Source organism: Cellulomonas sp. P5_C6 (assembly GCF_054049635.1).
The window spans coordinates 13252-34517 of the sequence record NZ_JBFULZ010000016.1 but is presented as its reverse complement, the minus strand read 5'-3'; the positions used below and the strand labels follow the sequence as shown (position 1 = coordinate 34517).

The window sequence follows — 21266 nt, the reverse complement described above, 5'->3', positions numbered from 1 at the left end:
CGTCGTCACCGCACCGGAGCCGGCCGTCGCCGCGCCGGCCGGTCCCGCGACCGCCCCGGTCGTCGAGCCCCTGATCCCCGAGCTCGCTGCCGCACCGGCCGCTCCCCTGGTCCCCGAGCTCACTGCGGCGCCGGCCGTCGAGCGCGGCCCGCTCGCGCCCGRCGGCGAGGTCCGCTACGTCGGCCCGCAGCTGCGGCGCTGGCAGAAGGACCTGCTGGACGCGTGGCTGGCCGCGGACCGGCGCGGGATCGTCGAGGCGGTCAGCGCGCAGGGTCGCGGGGTCGTCGGGGTGCTGGCGGCGTGGGACGCGCTGACCCGGGGCGAGAAGGTCCTGGTGCTGGTGCCGACGACGGACCTGATGGAGCAGTGGTTCGGCACGCTGGAGATCCAGCTGCCCGGGCTGTCGATCGGGCGCCGCGGGGACGGCTGGACGCACACGTTCGACGAGTGCGACGTGCTGGTGTCGCTGGTCAGCGCGGCGTTCGGCAACGACCTGCTCGAGGGGCGAACGGGCCTGCTCATCGCCGACGAGGTCCACAAGTACGGGTCGGCGCGGCCCGCGGAGACGCTGCGTGCGGCCTTCGGGGCGCGGTTGGGGCTCACGTCGTCGGTCGAGCGGCTGGACGCCGGCGTCGACGAGGTCCTGCGGCCGTACTTCGGCACGGTCCTCGACGGCTGTGACCTGCGCCGCGGCCGCAAGGAGGGCGTCCTCGCGCGCTTCCGGGTGGCGTTCGTGCCGATCGAGCTGGGCGCCGACGAGCAGGCCGAGCACGACGCGCTGTCGCGCCAGATCGCCGAGCTCGAGGCGCGGCTGACCCTGGTGCACGGCTGCCGACCGGTCGCGTTCGCCAACGACGTCCGGGCGCTGCAGGGCGGCTGGCAGCAGAACAGCACGGCGGCCGCGGACGCCAGCGCCTACCTGCGCGCGGTGAGCACGCGGCGCGACCTGCTCGCGACGACCCCGGCCAAGCTCGACGCGCTGGCCCGGCTCGCGCCGACGATCGCGCGCTCGACCCACGGGGTCGTCTTCACGCACACCAAGGACGACGCCGACTCCGCCGCGACCCGGCTGCGCGCCGCCGGCGTCGCCACGGACCCGTTCCACCACGGCCTCGAGACGCGCCGCGAGAGCCTGCGGGCGTTCCGGGACGGCTCGCTCAAGGCGCTGGCGGCCCCCAAGGTCGTCGACGAGGGCGTGGACCTGCCCACGGTCGACCTGGTCGTCGTGCTCGCGGGCAGCCGCTCGGCGCGACAGTCGGTCCAGCGGATGAGCCCGATCCTGCGGCCCACGCAGGCGGACCGGCTGCCGGCCGCGGTCGTGGTCTACGTGCGCGGCAGCATCGAGGACCCGGCGCAGGACACCGGCGAGGGGCACCTCGAGGAGCTCGTCGAGGTGGCCACCGAGGTGCGCACGTTCGACGTCACCGCCTCGGGCGCGGCGATCGCCGCCTGGTTCGTCGGCGCGTAGGTCAGGCCGGCCGCCACTCGTCCGCCCGCTCGAGCCGCTTGCGGACACCCTCGCCGCCGATGCGCTCGATCTCGCGGCGCGGCCCGACGACGACCAGCAGCATCCGCGCCCGGGAGAGCCCCGTGTACAGCAGCGTCCGCGCGCGCTCCGTCTCGCGGAAGCCGTTGACGGCCAGGATCACGACCGTGCGCTCGAGCCCCTTGAACCCGAGCACGTGGCCGTAGAAGACGTCCTCGCCGGCGAAGAACCCGTCCCAGTACCCGGCGTGCCCGGCGCCGCTGACCAGCCCGACCTGCTCGGGGTGGCGTGACCCCGTCGCGAGCAGCGCGATCTGCCCGGGCTGCCAGCCCTCGTAGAGAAGCTCCTCCACCATGTCGTCGGCCACCCCGATCGCCCGCTCGTAGGGCACGTCGAGGATGCGCACCGGTGCGCCGTCCATGCCGCGCGGCCGGGTCACGTCGTCGCGCAGCGAGCCGCAGAGCTGGGCGATCTGCTTGGTCGAGCGCAGGTTCTCGTCGAGACGGACCGGTGGGGTGGCGATGGGGGCGACGCCGTCCCGGCCGAACACGCGCTGCGCCTCGTCGAGGAACACGAACAGGCCGCCGCGGTCCGGGTCGCGCAGGCACCGGACCAGCGACGACCACCACTGCTCGCCGAAGTCCTGCGCCTCGTCGACGACGACGGTGTCGAACAGCTGGTCCCGCGGTCGGGCGTCGGCGAGCTCGCCCAGGCGCACCGGCAGGACGCTCTCGAAGTAGTCGACGTCGTCGTCGGCACCCGGCTCCGCGCCCCACGCGACGGGCAGGTCGTGGAAGAGGCCGACGAACGCCGGCTGCTCCCTGGGCTTCCACGTCTGCGTGATCCGTTGCAGGTACCGGCCGAGCCCGCGGGAGTAGCAGAGCAGCGCGACGCGCTCCCCGGCGGCCGCCCGACGGCGTGCCTGCTCCAGCGCGAGCCACGTCTTGCCGGTGCCCGCGCCGCCGACCACCTGCAGCCGGTCGAACGACCGGACCAGGTCGAGCAGGTGGGCCTGGTCGTGCGTCAGGTGGTCGAGGCGGTCCTCGAACTCCGCCGCGGTGGCCAGCACCTCGACCTGCGAGGGGAAGCTGCCGGCCAGGAACTCGACCAACGCGTCCATCGCCGTCTCGTCCAGGGGCGCGAAGCCGGCGCCGTGCAGGTCGATCGCGTGCTTCACGACGCCCGCCGCCCGGCCGACGTCGTCGCGGTCGACCAGCATGGTCCGCGGCAGCTCGGGTGCGGCCCAGTCCCGGGGGACGAACGTGTGCGGGAGAGCGACCAGGTGGGCCGACCGAGCCCGCGCGGCATCGAGCCCCGCGCGCCGCAGCAGCTCGTGGAGGACGTGGCGCGCCTGCTGCACCTGGTGCACCGGGTCGATCGCGTGCCGGTTGACGCCCGAGCCCTGCCACCACCCGCCGTCCTCGCGCGTGACGTGCCCGCCCTTGACCTCGATCACCGCCAGCCCGACCCCCGGCCACGCGACCAGCAGGTCGACCTCGCGCTCGGTCGAGCCGTCCTGCAGGCCGACGTCCGCGAACAGGGCCACGTCGTCGGGCAGCTGGTCGCGCAACGCCTCCCAGACGGCGCGCTCGGCGCCGACGTCGTCGCGGAACCGCGGCTCCTCGGGGTAGAGGCGGGGCATCTACCGCACCGCCGGTGTCGGTGCCTCGGCCAGCCGCCGCGCCAGCCCGCTCGCTCGCCGCGCGCGCCTGCCGACCGCCGCGCGGACCGCGTCGGCGGTGCCCACGACCACGGCCCCGTGCCGCGCGCGGGTCAGTGCCGTGTAGAGGATCTCGCGAGTCAGCAGCGGGGAGTCGGCCGAGGGCAGGACGACGGTCACGCCGTCGAACTCGCTGCCCTGGCTCTTGTGCACCGTCATGGCGTGCGCGGTCTCGACGGCGGACAGCCGGGCGGGCGCGAACCGGCGGAGCTCCTGCCCCTGGGCGAACACCGCCCGCAGGGCACCGTCGTCGTCCGTCACGACGACACCAGTGTCCCCGTTGAACAGCCGCAGGCCGTGGTCGTTCGCCGTGACCAGCAGCGGCCGGCCGGCGTAGTCGCCGCCGCGCGGGTTCTCCAGGAGGTCCTCGACGAGCCGGTTCCAGCGGTGCACGCCGGCCGGGCCGGTGCGGTGGGCGCACAGCAGCCGGTGCCGCCCGAGCACCTCGAGGGCCAGCGCCGCGTCCCCGCTCTCGGCGGCCGACCGCAGCGCGTTCGCGTGCTCGGCCAGGTTCTGCCACACCCCGGCGTCGTCGGGGTCGGCCAGCCGCACCGCAACGCCGCCGGCCGTGAGCTGGTCGATCGCGCCGTCGGCGTCGCCCGCGCGGATCGCCGCCGCGAGCCGCCCGATCCGGTCGTCCAGCCGGTGGGAGACGTCGAGCTCGACGACCCCCCGCTTCCAGCCCTCCCCGCGGGGGGCGGAGCCGAGCGCGTCGGTCACCCGCTGCAGCACGGCGGGACTGCGGGCGGGGCGTGCCTTCAGGCCGTCGACCAGGTCGCCGAGGACGGCACCCGCCTCGACGGAGGCCAGCTGACCCGGGTCGCCGATGAAGATCAGCCGGGCGTCCGGGCGGACCGCCTCGAGCAGCCGGGCCATGAGCGTCAGGGAGAGCATCGACGTCTCGTCGACGACCACGATGTCGTACGGCAGCGGGTCGTCGCGGTCGTGCCGGAACCGCTCGCCGGACCCCGGCCGGCTGCCGAGCAGGCGGTGGATGGTCGACGCCGTGAGGTCGTCCAGCCCGTGCTGGTCCGCCGCCGCCATGCTCCCGACCTGCTGCTGCACGGCCTCCTGCATGCGAGCGGCGGCCTTGCCGGTCGGCGCCGCCAGGGCGATCCGCTGGGCGCCCTGCGCGACCAGCAGCGCCAGCAGCCGGGCGACCGTCGTCGTCTTGCCGGTGCCCGGGCCGCCGGCGATCACCGTCGTCCAGCCCGCGGCGGCGGTCACCGCGGCCAGCTGCTGCGCGTGCTCCATGCCCACGCCGCCGAGGGACGTCAGCCGCGCGAGGTCCGTCCGCAGGCGGTCGACGTCGACGACCGGTGGCGCGGCGAGCTCCCGGTCCAGGATCGCCTGCAGCACCTCGGTCTCCTGGCGCCAGTACCGGTCGAGGTAGAGCGCGTCGCCGTCGACCCGCAACGGCCCGCCCTCGCCGGCGAGCACGCTCGACCCCAGGACCTGGCGCCAGTCCGGCACGGGTCCGTCGCTCAGCAGCTCCTCGAGCGGCACGCAGACCGATCCCGCCCGCACCGCACGCACCGCCAGCGCCGCCGCGACCAGCACGCGCTCGTCCGTCTCGCCGCCCAGGGCCGCCAGCCGCTGCGCGACGTGCACGTCGGCCGCGCCCAGCACCCCGCGGCGGTTCAGCTCGCGCAGCGCCCCCGTCGCGCGCCGCGCCACCCGGGCGTCGGCCTCGTCGAGCTCGGTCACCGCTCCCCCTCGTCCAGCAGGTCGGACAGGGCCACGACCAGGGCCGCGGGCGGCTCCCACGCGAACACCCCGGACGCCTGCCCGTCGTGGACCGGAGAGTCCGGCCCGCACATGCCGCGGACGTAGAGGTACAGCACGCCGCCCAGGTGGGTCGCGGCGTCGTAGCCCGGTTGCCGCCAGCGCAGGAACCGGTGCAGCGCCACCGAGTACAGCAGCGCCTGCAGCGGGTAGCCGGAGTCGATCATCGAGCCGGCCATGGCGTCCTGCGTGTAGTCGTCGGCGCTGAGCCGGGCCGAGGAACGCCCGAGCCAGTTGGTCTTGTAGTCGACGACGACGAACCGGTCGGGGCGGTCGGCCGCGGGGACCCGGAGCACGGCGTCGATGCTGCCGGTCAGGTAGCCGTGCAGGCCCTGGTCGGCGAGCTCGCGGCTCGAGAGCCTGTCGGCGTAGGCGGCCAGGGGGTCGTCGGGCGGCACGGTCGCCCGGAAGACCTCGGCGAGCCGGCCCAGCCGCAACGCCGACCCGTCGGGCTGCTGGTCACCGCCCACCAGCGGCAGCTCGAAGTCCAGCTCCGCGAGCCGGTCCGTCGTCGCGAGGTCGCTGAGCGACCGGCCGTCGACCAGCGGCCCGAGCGGCGTGCGGAGCACGGGCACGAACGCGTCGGCGAGGGCGTCGGCCGTGACGCCCTGCACCGGGTGGAGGAGGAGCTGCGCGGTCGCGTGGCGGAGCAGCTCGGCGCGCAGGTCCGTCGCCCGCGGGTCGACCTGCTCGAGCAACGCGTGCGCGAAGATGCCGAACGCCGCGCTGCTGGGCAGGTCGGCGAGCGGGGACGGGTGCGCTCCGACCTCGGTGGGGGTCGGGACGTCAGGCTCGTCGCCCGGCCGGTCGTCACGGGCGTCCGCCAGGCCCGGGGGCTCGTCGGACACGACGGTGACGTCCGCCTCGACCCCGTCCCGCAGGCCGACGGCGGCGGCGGGTGCGCCGTGGGACGCGTCGCGCGTCAGGCCCGTGAACGAGAGCCGGCGCCACTGCGACCCGAACCGGCGGCCCAGGCGCGCAGCGACCGGGACAGCGCCGGCCGCGCTCGCCGCCGGCGGCCGGGCGTCGTCGACGACGGCGGTCACGTCCTCGGCCACGATCGCGCCGGCGTCCTGCCAGGCGGCCATCGCGTCGGCGGCCTCCCGGTCCGTCAGCTGCTTCAGCGGCCGCCCGCGGAGGGCCTCGCCGACCAGGAAGTCCGTCAGCGCGGTGTCGCCGGCGTTGCTCGTCGGCGCCCACCAGACGACGACCTGCGACTTCGCCCGGGTCAGCGCGACGTAGGTCAGCCGCCGCTCCTCCCCCATCGCCTCGGCCTTCTCCTGGGCCTTGAGCGCCTTCTGCTCCGGCGTGGAGGACCCGTCGATCGACCCCACGTACAGCGAGCGCACGCCACCGACGTGGACCCGCTGCGGGCTGGACGTCGTGAACGACCGGTCGAACGCGAACGGCAGGTAGACGATCGGGTACTGGAGCCCCTTGCTCGCATGCAGGGTGAGGATCTGCACGGCCTCGGCGTCGCTGTCGAGCCGCCGCCCGCGCAGCCCGTCGGCGTCGCCCTCGCCCTCGTCGCGGCGCGCCTGCAGCCACGCCCGCATGGCGCTGAGCCCCAGCCGCTCGGTCCGGCCGAGCACGTGCAGGGCCTCCCCGATCTGGCGCAGGTCGGTGTACCGCCGCGCCCCGCCGTCCTCGGCGAGCAGGCGCTTCGCGAGCCCGCCCTGTGTGAGCTGGAGCTCGAGGAGCGCCGCGACGCCGTGCTCGTGGACCGCGCCCGCCCAGCCGCGCAGCAGGGTCCCGATCCGGTCGTCGACCTCCGCGTCGCCGGCCAGCTCGACGGCCGGGACCCCGAGGAACGGGCCGATCGCCGCCGCTCGCGCCAACGGTGTGCGGTGGGGCTGCTCGAGCGCCCGCAGCAGGGTGAGCCAGTCCTCGGCCGCCCGGGTCGCGTAGACGCTGCGGGTGCCGACGAGGACCGCGGGCACGCCGACCCGCGACAGCTCGTCGCGCACCTGGGCCGCGAGCTTGTGGCTGGGCACCAGGACCGCGAAGTGACCGGCGTGGAGCGGCTGGCCCCCCGGGTGGTCGGGGGACCCGAGCCACTGCGTGGTCCCCGACGCGATGCGGGTGCCGATGTCGGCGGCGAGGTCGCGCGCGACGAGGTCCCGGACCGGGTCGACGGTGAACAGTCCACGTGTGCCGACCGTGAGGCCCGAGCCGTCCCCGACGCGCCGGACCCGGACCGGCGGCAGGGCACCGGCGTCGTCCCGCAGCCGGGCCACCGTCTGCGTGGCATGCACCGGGTGGACCCGGATGTCGGGCGCCCCGAGCTCCTGGTCGGCCAGCAGCGTGCCGAGGGCCGTCACCAGCTGCTCGTCGCTGCGCCAGTTCTGGTCGAGCGTCCGCTGGACCGTCGCCGACCGCGCCGCCGTCTGGTACGTCTCGACGTCCCCACCCCGGAAGGCGTAGATCGCCTGCTTCGGGTCCCCCACCAGCACCAACGTGCACGCGCCGTGGAACGCCTCCCGCAGCAGCTCCCACTGCACGGGGTCGGTGTCCTGGAACTCGTCGACCAGCACCACCGGCCAGCGACCCCGCACGTTCGCCACGGCGGACGCCACCGAGGGTGCGCGCTCCGGGTCCGTGGTCGGGCGGACCGCGGCCGCCGCGTCCCCGAGCAGRTCGTCGAAACCCAGCAGGCGCGCCCGTCGCTTGCGGTCGGCGCTGGTCAGCCGGGCGTCTCGCGCGAACGCGAGCCGCTCCGCGTCGAGCGGACCCGGAGGCTCGGGCAGCAGCTGTGCGGTGGGGTCGCCGACGACCTTGCGGGCGACGTCGGACGCGGCCTTGTACGAGGCGAACGCCGGCGCCGAACCGGCCGGGCGATCCGCGTTGTCCCGCACGTACAGGTCGTCGACGACGGCCGTCACCAGGTCGTCGAGGTCGGGCTCCAGCACCGCGGACGGGTCCGTGTCACCGGCGGTGCCGAGCCCCGCCAGGATCTGCTGGCACAGCTGGTGGATGGTCGTGATCGTCGCCCCGTCGAACGTGGCGATCGCCCGGTCCAGGCGGGCGACGGCCGTGTCGAGCGGGACGACGGCGCCGCGCAGGATCGAGCGCAGGACCCGGTCCCCGTCGTCGTCACCGGTGGCGGCCGCCTCCTGGACGGCCACCAGCCGCCGGCGGATGCGGCCGCGCAGCTCGGACGTGGCGGCTCGGCCGAACGTCATCACGGCGATCTGCTCGATCGGGTAGCCGGCCTCGACGACGAACCGGGTGACCAGGTCCGCGATCGCGTGCGTCTTGCCCGTGCCCGCGCTCGCCTCCAGCAGCATGGTCGTGGCGCCCGTCGGCAGGTCGGCGATGGCCGAGTAGGGCGGGAGTGCCGCTGTCATGCCGCACCCCCGGCGAGATGGCCGAGCAGGGGGTCCCAGACCCGGCGGGCCAGGGCGCCGAACCGCGTGGACTCGTCGGCGGCCCACCGCTCGTCCGCCCGGGGTCCGTCCGCGACGATCACGCTCCACGCGCTCTGCTCGCCCCACACGGCCACGTGCTCCTCGCGCTCGGCCTCCGGGAACTGGCCGGCGGTCCACTGGACGGAGGCGGAACGCAGCGCCGCGGTCTCGTCGGCGCCGGCCCGGCGCTCGGACGCGTAGACCGAGGACGCGTGCGCGAAGAGCGGCAGCGGCTCGCGCATCCCGCGGTCGTAGACGTCGACCAGGTCCGCGAGCACGTCCCGGGCGGTGCCGGCGTCGAGCGCCGACAGCGTCGTCGTCGCCACCGCGAACTTGGCGATGTCCTCGCGGCCGACGATGCTCGCCGTCCAGCCCGCGCCGCCCGCGCCCGCGGTGAGCGCCAGCAGGTCCACCCACGACGCGACCCGCTGCCGGGACCCGACCTTGCTCGGCGTCAGCGTCAGGGCCGTCGTGCCCCGGACACCCCGGACGCGGCCGCTCACGCTGACCCCGGCGCCGAGGTCGACGTCCACGTCGACGTCGCGCTGCGGCTCGATCAGCCACGTCGCCGCGGCGGCGAGCACCTCCTCCATCTCCCCGATCGCCTTGTCCACCAGCTCCTGGCCCAGCCGGCCCGGCGGGAGCCCGCCGGCGCGCACCTCGACCTCCCGCAGCGTCGCGGCGTCGACGCCCGTCAGGCGGAGCCGCAGGATACGCTCGCGCAGCTGCCACATCTCGAGCGCGTCGAGCACCAGCGGCATCCGGTCGGAGACCGCGTCCTCCTCGTGCCGCATGGCGACCTGGAGACCGGTCTGCAGGAACTCCCGCACCGGCCGCGCGAGGAAGCGGCGCAGCGACGAGAGGTCGACCACCCGGTCCGCGGGGCGCGGGAGCGGCGCCGCCAGGAACGGGGGTCGCACGCCCCGCGGCGTAGCCGCGGCCTGGGCGCCGGCCACCGCCGAGGGGTCGAAGCTGAACGGCCGGTCCGAGAGCCCGAGCTCACCGGCGCGGAAGTTGCGGGCGTCGAACGGCTGCAACGGGTGCCGGACCACGACCTGCGAGCGCACGGTCGCGGTCGTCGTCGCGGTCGCGGTCGCGTCCAGCACGTCGAGCAGCTCGGCCACCGGCACGGCGGGGTCCCGGTCGGCGTTGGTCCGCTCGTCGTTCCCGGTGTACGTGATGACCAGGTGGTCGGTCGCGGCCATGACAGCGTCGAGCATCAGCTGGCGGTCCTCGCTGCGGGCGTCCCGCTCCCCCACCACGGGGTCCACCGCGAGGATGTCGTCGCCGTCGACGCGCGCAGCGCGCGGGAAGACGTCGTCGTCGATGCCCAGCAGGCACACCACGCGGTGCGGCACCGCGCGCATCGGGAGCATCGTGCACACCGTCAGCCCGCCGGTGCGGAACCCCGCCGTGCTGGCCCGGGGCGCGAACAGCTCGGCGACCAGCGCCCGGGCCTCCGACGACGACAGCACGGTCCCGGCCCGCGTTCCCGCACCGGTGACGAGCCCGCCCAGCACCTGCTCGACCTGCGCCCGCTGCCACGTGGCCGGACCGCGCGTGCTCGCCAGCACGTCCAGGACCTCCAGCAACGACTCYCGCCACTCGCCCACCGGCTGCGGTCGGCCCAGCACCTCGACCGCCCAGGCCACCCGGTCCACCAGCTCCGCGAACCGCCCGGCGAGGTCGACGCTGGTGCTCCCGACGCCGTCGAGCGGCACCGTGCCCGCCCMGAGCCCGCCCTCGATCTCGCCCAGCACCACCCCGGTGAGCACCCGGTCCAGCCCCGCCCGCCACGTGTTCTCCGGGCGCCCGACCAGCCCGAACGGTTCCCGGTGCACGTCGTCGAGGCCCCAGCGGACGTTCGCGTCGCCCACCCAGTCGCTGATCGTGTCCACGTCGTCCTGCCCGAGCCCGAACCGCTCGCGGACCGGTTCCGACGTCAGCAGGTCCATCACGTCGCTCGCGGTGACCCGGCCGCCGACCATGTCGAGGACACGCAGCGCGAGGGACGCGAGCGGGTTCGCCTGGGCCGCCGACCGGTCGGCGACGCGGACCCGCAGGTGGTGCCCGGGGTGCCGGTCGGGCGCGTCGATGCCGTCGAGCCCGAACACGGCGGCGAGCAGCGGCGCGTACGTCTCGACGTCCGGGCACATCACGATGACGTCCCGCGGCTCGAGGCTGGGGTCGTCCGCCAGCAGCCCGACGACGACCTCGCGCAGCACCTCGACCTGCCGGGTAGGCCCATGGCAGGAGTGCACCTGCACCGACCGGTCGTCCGGCCCGAGCACGTGGGCGCCGGTGGGTGCCCGGTCGGCGGCGACGTCGTCCTGCAGCCGACCCAGCAGGGTCGCCGGCCGCGCCGGCGGCGGGTGGTGCTCGTCGTGCAGCCCGACCCGCGACAGCACCAGCTGCAGCTCCCGGGAGTCCCGGCCGAACGTGCGCAGCAGGGGGTTCGCCACCACACCGGTCTCGTCGTCGGCCCGACGTGGCAGCACCGGCGGCGGCGTGACGCGGGCCCAGAGCGCGGGCGACGGGTGCGGGAGCCAGAGGTGGACGTCGGTGTGCTGCCCGAGCGCGGAGAGGAGGTCGACGTGGCCGACCGACAGGCGCGTCGCCCCGAACACCGAGACCCGGCCGGGCAGGTCCGCGGGTGCGGCCTCGCGAAGGTCCTCGACCGCGCGGTCGAGCCGCTCGACGGGATCGGGCCCGCCGACCGCGTCCCGGACCCGCCGCCACAGCTCGGCCTGCCAGCGGCGGTCCTCGCTCAGCGGCTCGCCGAGGCCGTCCTCGTCCCGACCGGCGGTCCACGCCCGGAGCATCGCGGGTCGGGCCGCGGCGTACCCGTCGAACAGCCGCGCGACGCGCCGGGCGGTCGAGAGTCGCCGCGCTCGGCGCAGGTCGTCGCCCTCGTGCGTCCCGGACAGTCCCAGGTACCGCGTGAGCCCCGCCATCCACGGCTCGCCGGCGGACGCGTCGACGACGTCGAGCACCACCCAGGCCAGCCGGTCGCGCTGCCACGGGTCCTCGGCCGGCACGCCGCTCACCTGCGCGACGAGGCGGTCAAGGGACGCGAACCTGATCGCCGCGCAGACGCCGTCCTGCCGCCCCGCCCGGGCGCCGAGCCGGTGCCCGAGCCGCTGCGCCAGCCACCGCTCGACCCCCTTGGTGGGGACGGCGACGACGTCCTCCGCGAAAACGTCCGGGGGTGGCACGGCCAGCAGCTCGGCCAGCGGGGCGACGAGCGCGTCCGCGCGCTCGCTGCGGTGCACGTGCAGCCTCACCTCGGTCAGTGCCACGCGATGTCTTCGAGTCCCGACTCGACGACCACGCGGTCGGGGACCTCGACGCCGGGCTCCTCCGGCGGCGCCTCCGCGCTGAACATCGACAGGTCGTGCGCCGGCGTCCGGCGGGACACGTCGACCCGCACGGCGTTGGGCCCCTCGCAGTCGTGGAGCTGCACGCCGTCGTCGGACGACACGGCCGCCCGCGCCGAGGTCGGGATCCAGGCGATCGACCGCTCGACGTAGTGGCGGCGGGACTGCTTCCCGGCGGCGGTGAACGCGTCGGTCGAGAACATCGTGCTCTCCGTCGCCGTCGCCCGGAAGAACTCCGGCTCCGGCCCCGTCTCCCCGTCCGCGTACCGGCCGATCCGGCCGACCACCCGGGTGGGCAGCTCCAGGTCACCGTCGCGGACGGCGCGGTGCAGGTCGGCGTGCGCGCGGTCGGTGAGCACCGCGCGCGCCTCGCCCGAGGACCAGAACTCGCGGAGCCGCTTGCGCGGGCTCACGGGTCCGTCGAGGGCGTCCAGGTCGGCCGACCGGTACCCCTCGTTCGGTCCCGTGGGCTCGGACTCCTCGAACGCCTCGTACGCGCGGTCGAAGTTCCGGGTCGCCCAGTGCTCCGGGTACAGCACGCGGTACGCGGACATCAGGGTCGCCATCGGGATCGCGTCCTCGCCCATCGTCTGCCGCGCCACCCCCATCGAGGCGGGCAGCGCCGCGACGACGTCCTCGGGAAGGTCCTCGAACTCGCGGTCCGGCGACGCCCACGGCCGGTGGATCGCCTCCCCGAGGATGCGGACCCAGTCGCGCAGCACCGTGTCGAGCAGCTCGAGCCTCGCCAGCTCGGTGCCCACGAACATCAGCTCGGCGTGGTCCCGGTGGAGCTGCGTCAGCTCCCGTTCGACCGCCCACTCGTAGGTGAGCACCGCCTTGTAGAACCGGTGGTTGGCCGCGGCCAGGAGGACGAGCGCGGCGACGAGCAGGATGCCGCAGATGTACAGCATGTCGTCCATGGCCAGGTCGGCGTCYGCGACGAACTGGGGCCAGGAGCCGTACCGCAGCCAGACCACGGCGGCGGTCGCGACGGCCCAGATCGGCACCGTCCACAGCCACCACCGGGTGACGGCGGCCTTGGCCCGGGACAGCGCCTCGGCCGGCGGCGTGCTCGGCTTCCGGGCGGCCAGGGCGTCGAGCCGGGTCTGCAGCCGGACGCGTCGTTGCGCGACGTCGTCACCGACCTTCCACAGCACGGCGCCCGACATCTCCGAGTACCAGGCCCCGTACAGCTCCATCTCGAGCGTGAGCGCCGTGACGGCCGCCCGTCGCCGGTCGCGCTTGCTCAGCAGCCCGGCCAGGGTCGCGTCGTCCGGGACGAGCGGAGGCAGCGCCGCCTTGGCGGGCGGGGCCGGCTCGGCGGATGCGTCGTCGGCGGGCGCGGCCTTGCCCCGGGACCTGGCCCTGGCGGACTTGGCCGCCGCGACGGCCGCCACCCGGGCGGCCTCGCGGACCTTCTCCGACTCGGCGCGGGCGTCCTCGGCCTCGGCGAGCTCGGCGGCGGCCTTCTCCGCCGCGGCCTTCGCCTTGGCGAGCTTGGCCTCCAGCTCCGTGCGGTACGCGCGCATCGCCGACGGGTCCTCGGCGAGCACCCGCTCCCCGTCCGACCCCTCCCACTGCGCGCCCGGCGGGACGACGACCGACCCCGGCGGCAGCAGCTCGCGTCGGCCGGCCTGGCGCGGCTCGGGGAAGCCGTCGAGGTCGCCGCCGTCGACCAGCCCCAGCAGCAGCGCCCGCGGTCGCGCCCACGTGGACGGGACCGGCGCGACCGTGCGGGTGGACTCGAAGCGCGTGTTCGCGTCGATCCTGGCGCGCTCACGCTCGAGCAGCCGGGTCGAGGCCTGCGCCAGGTCGTCCACCGGCTTGGGCCCGAGGGTGACCAGGATCCCGTTCTGCGCCCCGACGACGGCCTCGGTGGCCCTCGTCTCCACGCGACCCCGCGCGCGGTCGACCACCCAGCTGGCGACGGCACCGACCGTCCGCACGTTGAACCCGGCGGCCGTGCCCAGCGCCGACCAGAAGCCGTGGTGCCGTTCGGGCGGACCCTGCGGGACCTGCTCCGACGTGGGCGCCCACTCCGGCGACTGCAGGATGTGCGTCGCCGCCTGGTCCGCGATGAGGTCCGGGCGGCTGGCCGGACGCGCCCAGGCCAGCACCGGGGCCGGCCCGACCGGACCCAGCCGTGCCGGGTCCAGGGCCTCGCCGACCAGGCGGTCGAGCATGTCCTCGCCGACCACCGAGCGGATCGAGATGCGCGCGACGACCGCGTCCGCCTCCCGCGTGGTCGAGTCCGACGTCGCCTCGTCGAGCACGCCGGCCGGGACCCCGCGCAGGATCCCCCCGATGGCCGCGAGCGCCGCGGTGGCGTGGCCGTCGAGGTTGCCGGGGTACCGGACGAACACGCTCGCGCGGTCCAGGTCCGGACGGTCCTCGGGCGAGATGACCGCGTTGACGTCCCACTGCGGCTGGAAGAGCGACGGGTCGGCGCCCGTCGCCCCGCTGACCGGCAGCACCACGACGGACCGGTGCAGGCGGCACCCGGCCTCGTGGTGGTCGGTCCGCCGCGGCAGCGTCGACTCGATCGCGTCCGCGACCGCGGAACCCGTCGCGGCGAGCGACAGGTCCGAGGCGTCCTCGAGCAGCAGCAGGTGCCCGACGACCACCCGCACGAGGTCGAGCCGGAACCGCCCGACGTGCTCGAACAGGTCGACGCCCCGGACCCCGCCCGCGTCGACCGCCCACGCCTGCACGGACGGCGGTCCCGCGGGGTGCACGACCACGTCGCCGGGGGTGACCCACAGCGACGGCTCGAGGATGCCCGCCCGCGTCCAGGACTCGGCCAGACCGCGGATCGCGCTGTCGCGTGCGCCACCGCCGACGACGAACACGGTCAGCGTGCGCATGTCAGAAGAAGCCCCCGCCCTCGGCCACGGGCTGCAGGGCCCCGACGCTGCGGCGCAGGTCCCCGAGCGAGGCGCGGATCTCGCCGCGCAGCTCGTACGACCCCGGGAATCCGAGCAGGTCGTTGCCCTCCTCGACGCGCGAGAAGTGCTCGTCGAACTTGGCGGTCAGGGCGTCGATCCGCTGCTCGACCTTCTTGCGTCGCAGCTCCCAGTCGGCCGCGGCGCCGGACTCGCCGCGCGCGTTGGTGCCGTCGAGGATCCAGGCGGACAGCTCGTCCGGGAGGTCGTCGCCGCCGCTGCCCAGGGCGCGCAGCCGGTCGTACGGCTTCATCGGGTCCAGGGACTCCGTGGCGTTCACGTCGAGCATCGCCAGGCTGACCGACTCCAGCAGCGCCGGGAGCAGGTCCGGGCCGGTCGCCTTGACCCCCGTCAGGGTGGGCCACGGGAACGCCGCCATCTTGCCGCCCTTGCCCAGGTCGGCCGGCACGAAGACGCGGGCACCCGTGTCGTCGACCTCGAGGTGGTTCAGGCACCCGGCGACGAACCAGCCGCGCACGAGCGACCGGAGCACGGCCGGCGAGAACGGCAGCGCCTCGGCCAGCGGACGCGACCGACGCCAGCGCCAGAACTCCGCCCGCTGGTCGGGCGACGCGCTCCGGGCGCCCCACTCGCTGGCGATGGGCCGCATCAGGCTGTCGAACACGACCGGCTCGTACGGCTCGCGGTTGACCGTGAAGATGTCGATGAAGGCGCCGTCGCCGTCGCTGAACGACTTGGCCACGCCCTCGTTCCACTGGCCGCGCGACTCCAGCAGCGTGCGGAAGCGTTCGCGGGCCGGCGACTTCTCCGGCAGCGGCACCTCGCTGAACAGCGTGGAGTACGACACCTCGTTCTTGCCGTGCACCTGCACGAGCACGGACGGGTTGATGCTCACCAGGGGCGAGCCGGCGTTGAGGGCGGCGATGAGCTGGCCCTCGAAGCGCTGCAGCCGGGCCGCGAGCTCGGCCGGCCCGACGCTCGTCGGGTCGAGGTAGTCGCGCAGCCCCTCGCCCATGTAGCGCCCGGCCGCCGTCCCGTCGCGGTGGAGCCAGGTGCGCGCCCGCTCGAGCAGGTCGTCGGCGCCGGCGTGCACCGCGAACGACGCCCGGCTGGGTGCGGCAGTGACCGTGCGGTGCAGGAGGTGGTTGCGCGGCACCCAGTCCGACGTCCGCGCGATCAGGTCCTGCTTGACCCCGTCCACCTCGTCCGTGCCGAGGAGCACCTGGATGTCCGCGGACTTCCGGGCGTCGCGCGGCTGCTCGATGCCGAGCGTCCGGGACACCAGCGACGACAGGATGTCGGGGTAGTCGTCCGGCTTCTCCAGGAGGAACTCGTTGGGGGCCGGGCGCAGGCGGATCGGGATGACGTCGCCCTCGGGCCACAGCGCGACGATCGACGGACGCCCGTCCGGTCGGGCGCCTCGGGCCTCGGCCAGCGCCTCGAGCCCGTGCTCGACGGCCTGGATCAGGGGGTCGAGCACGTTCTCGACCAGGTCGGGGATGAGCTCGACCGCGAGGTCGCGGATCTCCGCCTCCTGCTCCTCGGCGAGGGTGTGCACGGCCCGCTTGACCGCCTCGGCCAGCCGGTCGGTGGTCTTCAGGACGACCGCGGTGTCGGCGTCGTCGAGCGCGCCGCGGATCTGCTGGTCCACGTCAGCGGCCCAGCGGCGGCTCGCGCTGGCCTCGCCCCGGAGCTCGTCGCGGACCTGCCGCACCTCGGTCGCCAGCCGCCGAAGGAGCTCGACCGTCACGGGCGCGCCGCTGGACGCGACGTACCGCGCCGCGAGCGCGGTGAGGTCGCGCTGGATGCTGTCGACCCAGGCCCGGGCGGCATCCGTCCGGGCGGCGAGCTGGGTGGTCTGGAAGTGGGAGCGGCGCTCGGCGACGAGGTTGCGGATGTTGCGACGGACGTTCTCGGCCCGCTCGCCCTTCTCTGAGATGGCGTCGCGCGACTTCGCCTGCACCTCGCCGAAGACGGCCTTCAGGTCGTCGCGCAGGGACTCCGGGCGCAGGGCGTCGACGATCTGGTTGCGGTCCTTGCCGCGCTCGTCCAGCCCCGACGCCGCCAGGAACCCGCMGAACACGTCGTCGGCGGTGTCCCGGACCAGCTGCTTGTCGGTCCGGTCGTCGCCGCGCTGCCGCAGCTCCTCGTGCCGACGGGTGAACCGCTCGACGACCGTGCGGGCCAGGTGCTCGCTCGCGTAGTCGCGGAACCGGTCCCGGCCGAGCCCGACGCGGGACGAGCCCAGCGCGGCGAACGGCGTCTCGGTGCCCTGGGTGTGCAGCGAGAGCTTGTCCGGGACCGCCTGGGCGGTCGGGGCCCAGTTGCCCTGCGTGTACGTCGAGAGGGCGTCCTGCAGCCGCTCGCTGACCACCCACGCGCCCAGCGACCGACCGAGGGCGCGGTAGATGTCGTTCTGGGTCTGGTAGGTGACGTGCTCGTTGCGGGCGCCGACGAGGAACGGGTACCGCGGCCCGAGCCGCCGCGCGTTGCCCAGCTGCACGCCGTACCGGGCGAACAGCTCGGTGGTCCCCTCGGTCGCACCGTCCTCGTTCCAGAAGCCGCTGAGCAGCTCGGCCAGCGCCGCCAGCGAGTTCGGGCGCACGCCGCGGCGGGCCTCCTCGGGCAGGTAGTCGAAGACGTCCGGGGCGTACAGGACGCCGACGATCTCGCTCGCCCACTTGTCGCCCAGCGCGCGCACCGCGTCGCAGACGTCGATCACCGCGCCGGAGCCGCTGCCGCCCGCGATGGAGGAGACGACGATGACCGTCGGCTCGTGCACCACCGACGACGGCTCGCCGCCGAGCTTCTTGGTGACCTGCTGCAGCTCGCCGACCACCTCGGCCCCGGTCAGCTGGCGCCGGGCGCTCTGGAGCGCCTCACGCACCCGGTCCAGGCCGGCCACCGTGATGACGCGGCCGAGCGCCCGGTACTGCCCGGCGCCCTTGCTCGCCGGGATGTTCACGCGGTTGGGGTCCGGACGCCACCCGCCGAGCGCGTCGGCCAGGTGGGCGCTGGCTGTGCTGGTCATCGCCGCGTCGATCGTCCGGTAGTCCACCCCCGTGGCGACCAGGCCCTGGTAGTCCCGGTCGGGCAGCTGCCCGGGCAGGTCCGAGTCGTTGCCGTCCGCGACCGTGGGCACGTCGATGTGCAGGAACTGCCACGCGCGCGGGAGGTCGCCGGACCAGCCGGCCTGCTGGAGCCGGCGCTCGAGGTCCTCGCGGACCACGCGGAGCGTCTTGCCGCCGGAGCCGCCGACGCCGACGAGGAGAAACGGACGAAGCATGAGGTGTCCTTGTGGTGAGAAAGAGCGTGCGGGTGGTCTAGTCCCAGTTCATCTGGCTCGGAGGTGCGTCGCCGGCAGCGTCGTCGACGGCGGGAGGTGGGGTCGATGAGGTCGACCGTTCGGGGCGCGGACGCCCCCGTCGGCCGCGTGGTCCCTTGCCGGTGGGCTCGGGCGTGGGCGAGCTGCTGGGGCCGAGGTCGTCGGCCCAGTCGGATCCGGAGGTCGACCGAGCCGGTGCCGCCGGCGCGTCGTCGTCGGCCCACGACGCGGTCGGGGCCGCGCGCTCCTCGGCGGCGACGTGCGTCGTCGCAGTCGCGGGTGCCGGGGCGCGACCCGCGGCCTTCGCGGCGACCGCGCCGCGCGCGCTCACCACACCCAGGACCGCGTCGACGATCCGGTCCCACGGGGCGTCGCGCACCTCGTCGAGCCGGTCGGGCAGGGCGGCCGCGACGCCGTCGCGGGAGTCGATCACCATGACCAGCCGGCCCTGGACGTCGGCCGCGCCCGGCGCCGGCGGCTCGGCGACCAGCACGAACCCGACCGAGCCGGGCAGCTGGACCGTCGCCGTCCGGCCGTCGCCGCGGACGAGCTCGTTGCCGGCGGTCGTCACGACGATCGAGTCGCCCGCGGCGCTGACCACGCCCGTGCCCGACTTCAGCGGGAACCAGGGGAACGTCCGCCGGTACYCGAGCCCGGCCGCGTCGAACTTGGCCAGGCGTCCCGGCCTCGACACCCGGAGCGCCTCGAAGTCGAAGGCCGGCTCGAGCAGGTTCGGGTGGTCGGCGTTCGCCCGGCGGATCCCCGCGGCGCTGACGAGCACCGGCACGGACGCGACGCGCGCGTCGGTGGTGAGCCGGAAGCGGTCCGCGACGCGCCGCGAGACCTCCGCGGTGAGCCACGCGATGAGCAGGGCGGCCAGCGAGAACAGGGCCACCAGGCCCCAGCGCTTCCCCTCGTCGACGGGCCGGGTCATGGACAGCCCGACGGGCACGGTGAGGGTGACGTCGTCGCCGCCGTTGGCACCGGTGAGGGTGATCGGCAGGGTCCCGTCGACCCGACCGTCCGCAGGGTGCTGGGACGAGACCTCGACGGTGATCTGCGCCGTGCCGTCGGCCGGGACGTCGACGCAGGGGTTGTCCGGCGTCAGCGTGATCGTGCCGGCGGGGTCGGGAGCGTCAGTGAACGTCGCGTCCGCGACGCAGGCCCGCGTGGCCCCGTCCTTCGACCCGGTGAAGGTGAGCGTCCCGCTCGTCGTGCCGTCACCGACGAGGTTGGGCAGGAGCAACCGGCTCGGCGCGACGGTCGGGTAGGACGTCGGCAGGGCCGTCGGCAGGTCGGCGCGCGAGGTGACGGGCCCGAGGGGGATCTCGCTCGGCGCGCTCACCCCGCGGGCCGTCGCCTCGATCGCCATCGACGAGGCCGCCCCCTCGGCGGGGACCGTCACGTCGAGCGAGAAGGACCCGTCGCCGAGGTCCTTGACGTCGCTGCTCGCGTCGACGCCGGCGACGGTCACCGCGAGGTCCAGGTCCCCGGAGAGCTCGTCCGGCGACACCGGGCTGCCGTCCTTGTGCTGGGGGGTCACCGTGACGGTGCTGGTCTCGCCGATGGTGAGGCCGCGCTCCGGCCCCTCGATCGCCAGGTCGACGCCCCAGAAGTAGTACAGGTCCACGAGGCTCGCCGTGCTGCCCAGCTGCAGGGTCCAGTCGCCCCCGTCGGAGCCGGCGGGCGGGAACGTGACGTCGATCGTCATCAGGCCCTCGCGGTCGCTGACGACCACCTGCGCCCCGTCGGCCTGGGACGACGGCACGTCCAGGGGGACCGTCGTGCCGTCCGAGGCCAGCAGCGTCGGCAGGGCCGCGGCGGCATCGCGCTCGAGGACCACGCGGAAGCGCCCGATGCCGCGGTCCGCCGGGATGGTCAGCGTGCCGTCCACGCACTCGGCCGACGGGCACTCGAGCGACTTCCACGAGGTGCCGCCCGCGATGAGCGCGGCGGCCTGGGCGAAGAGGCGCCGCATCGCGTCGGCGTCGTCGGCACGCAGGAACGCGCCGCCGGCCGAGGTGGCGGGGATCGGGACCGTGCCGCACGTCTCGGCGCCGCCGGTGCCCTCCGCGATCGCCTGCAGCCGGTCCTGGTCCTGCTGCGTGACCGAGCCCTCGGTGAACAGCGCGAGGGCGATGATCGCGATCCGGTCGCCGCGCACCCCGTCGATCTGCCCCTGCGGCGTGCAGAGCTCGGCGCGGGCGGCGTCCGTGGCGGGCTCGCTGCCGCCGGTGCCGTCCACGTCGAGCCGACCGTCCGTGAACCAGAGCAGGACCTTGCAGCTGGTGCCGCCGACGGCCGTCGCCTGCGCGTCGAGGGAGGACTGTGCGCCCCGCAGGGCCGCCCGGTAGTCCGTGAGGTTCTCGCGGTCGCGACTCGGCAGGTCGGCGGTGGCCGAGCCCTCCAGCGCGGCCAGCTGGGACCCGTCGACCGAGCCCCACCCGACGAGCTCCTCGTACTGCGCGCCGAACGTGGCCAGGCTCGCCTGCACGTCCAGCGACCCGTTGCTCTCGGCACGCAGCGAGGCGAGCGAGTCGAGGGCGGTCGCGATGGCCTGGACGCGCTTGTCGTCGGGGTCGGTCTGCCGCAGCGACCCCGACGCGTCCACGACGATCGCGGCGAGCAGGTGGTCGGAGGTCGCGGCGCAGCTGGCGACGTCGGCGAACGCGGCCGCTCCCGCGTCGCTCAGGTCGGACGCCGCCGTCGCCGACGGGGCCAGCACGAGCGCGGCGGACACCGCCACACCGGCCGCGGCGAGCCACGCCAGGGCCCGCCGGACGCGCCTCACTTGGCGAGCTCCGTCGCGAGGAAGAAGGCGTTGAGMAGCCCGGCAAGGACACCGACGACGAGCGCCCACGTGGCCAGGCGGTCCAGCCACGGCTGCGGGCGGAACGCGGGGTCCGAGCGGCGGGCGTTGCGCATCGCCCGGTACACGCTGGCGACGACGGTGGTGACGACGGCGCCGAGCACGTACCCCGCGATCAGCAGGACGCGCGACGGAGGATCGAGGACGAGGGCCGAGACGAGGGCGAGGACCACGGAGAGCAGCGCGACCGCCACGGCCGCGAACGCGGGCCACGCGGGGGCTCGGACGGCGTCGCGCCGGACCAGGGTGTCGGCCACACGTCCTCCCGTCGACGTCGTCGTCCGCATCGGGTTCGACGGGGCAATCGTTGAACTCTAGGAACCAGCACGGACATCCGTCCTGGTCCTTCGTCCTGCAGATCCCCCCGCGCCGCACCCGATCTGCGGCTCATCTG

The 21266-nt window shown here is 75.3% G+C and carries 9 protein-coding genes; 1 reads left to right on the top strand and 8 read right to left on the bottom strand.

Features of this window, described 5'->3' with window-relative positions:
- Positions 1-1468: DEAD/DEAH box helicase (locus ACXJKG_RS03405; RefSeq protein ID WP_456844354.1), on the top strand; the 1468-nt coding region annotated here is incomplete at its 5' end.
- A gap of 1 nt (position 1469) precedes the next feature.
- On the opposite strand, the gene ACXJKG_RS03400 is transcribed toward ACXJKG_RS03405, so the two are convergent.
- Genes ACXJKG_RS03400 through ACXJKG_RS03365 form a run of 8 tightly spaced genes read right to left on the bottom strand, consistent with a single transcriptional unit; the run spans position 1470 to position 21129 of the window.
- Positions 1470-3128, bottom strand: coding sequence for an NERD domain-containing protein (locus ACXJKG_RS03400; protein ID WP_456844353.1), 1659 nt, complete (start codon positions 3126-3128; stop codon positions 1470-1472).
- Positions 3129-4913: an exodeoxyribonuclease V subunit alpha gene (gene recD, locus ACXJKG_RS03395; protein WP_456844352.1), complete on the bottom strand. Its 1785-nt coding sequence runs from the start codon at positions 4911-4913 to the stop codon at positions 3129-3131.
- Positions 4910-8338: a UvrD-helicase domain-containing protein gene (locus ACXJKG_RS03390; protein ID WP_456844351.1), complete on the bottom strand. Its 3429-nt coding sequence runs from the start codon at positions 8336-8338 to the stop codon at positions 4910-4912. Before ACXJKG_RS03390 ends, recD begins: the two co-directional genes overlap by 4 nt.
- The gene (gene recC, locus ACXJKG_RS03385; protein WP_456844350.1) at positions 8335-11697 is read right to left on the bottom strand and encodes an exodeoxyribonuclease V subunit gamma; all 3363 of its coding nucleotides are present in this window, start codon (positions 11695-11697) and stop codon (positions 8335-8337) included. Before recC ends, ACXJKG_RS03390 begins: the two co-directional genes overlap by 4 nt.
- Entirely contained in the window at positions 11688-14639 is a 2952-nt protein-coding gene (locus ACXJKG_RS03380) for a hypothetical protein (protein ID WP_456844349.1), read from the bottom strand. Before ACXJKG_RS03380 ends, recC begins: the two co-directional genes overlap by 10 nt.
- A 1-nt stretch (position 14640) precedes the next feature.
- Positions 14641-17964 carry a tubulin-like doman-containing protein gene (locus ACXJKG_RS03375; RefSeq protein WP_456844348.1) on the bottom strand — a complete coding sequence of 1108 codons (3324 nt, stop codon included), beginning with the start codon at positions 17962-17964 and terminating at the stop codon, positions 14641-14643.
- Between the two features lie 37 nt (positions 17965-18001).
- Positions 18002-20794, bottom strand: coding sequence for a vWA domain-containing protein (locus ACXJKG_RS03370; RefSeq protein WP_456844347.1), 2793 nt, complete (start codon positions 20792-20794; stop codon positions 18002-18004).
- Positions 20791-21129, bottom strand: a complete 339-nt coding sequence (locus tag ACXJKG_RS03365) for a hypothetical protein (protein WP_456844346.1) — start codon at positions 21127-21129, stop codon at positions 20791-20793. The genes ACXJKG_RS03370 and ACXJKG_RS03365 overlap by 4 nt, the downstream gene beginning before the upstream one ends.
- Between the last annotated feature and the right edge of the window lie 137 nt (positions 21130-21266).

Coding starts and splice junctions, on each gene's coding strand:
- ACXJKG_RS03400 (WP_456844353.1), bottom strand. CDS start 3,128: ATGCCCCGCCTCTACCCCGAGGAGCCGCGGTTCCGCGACGACGTCGGC.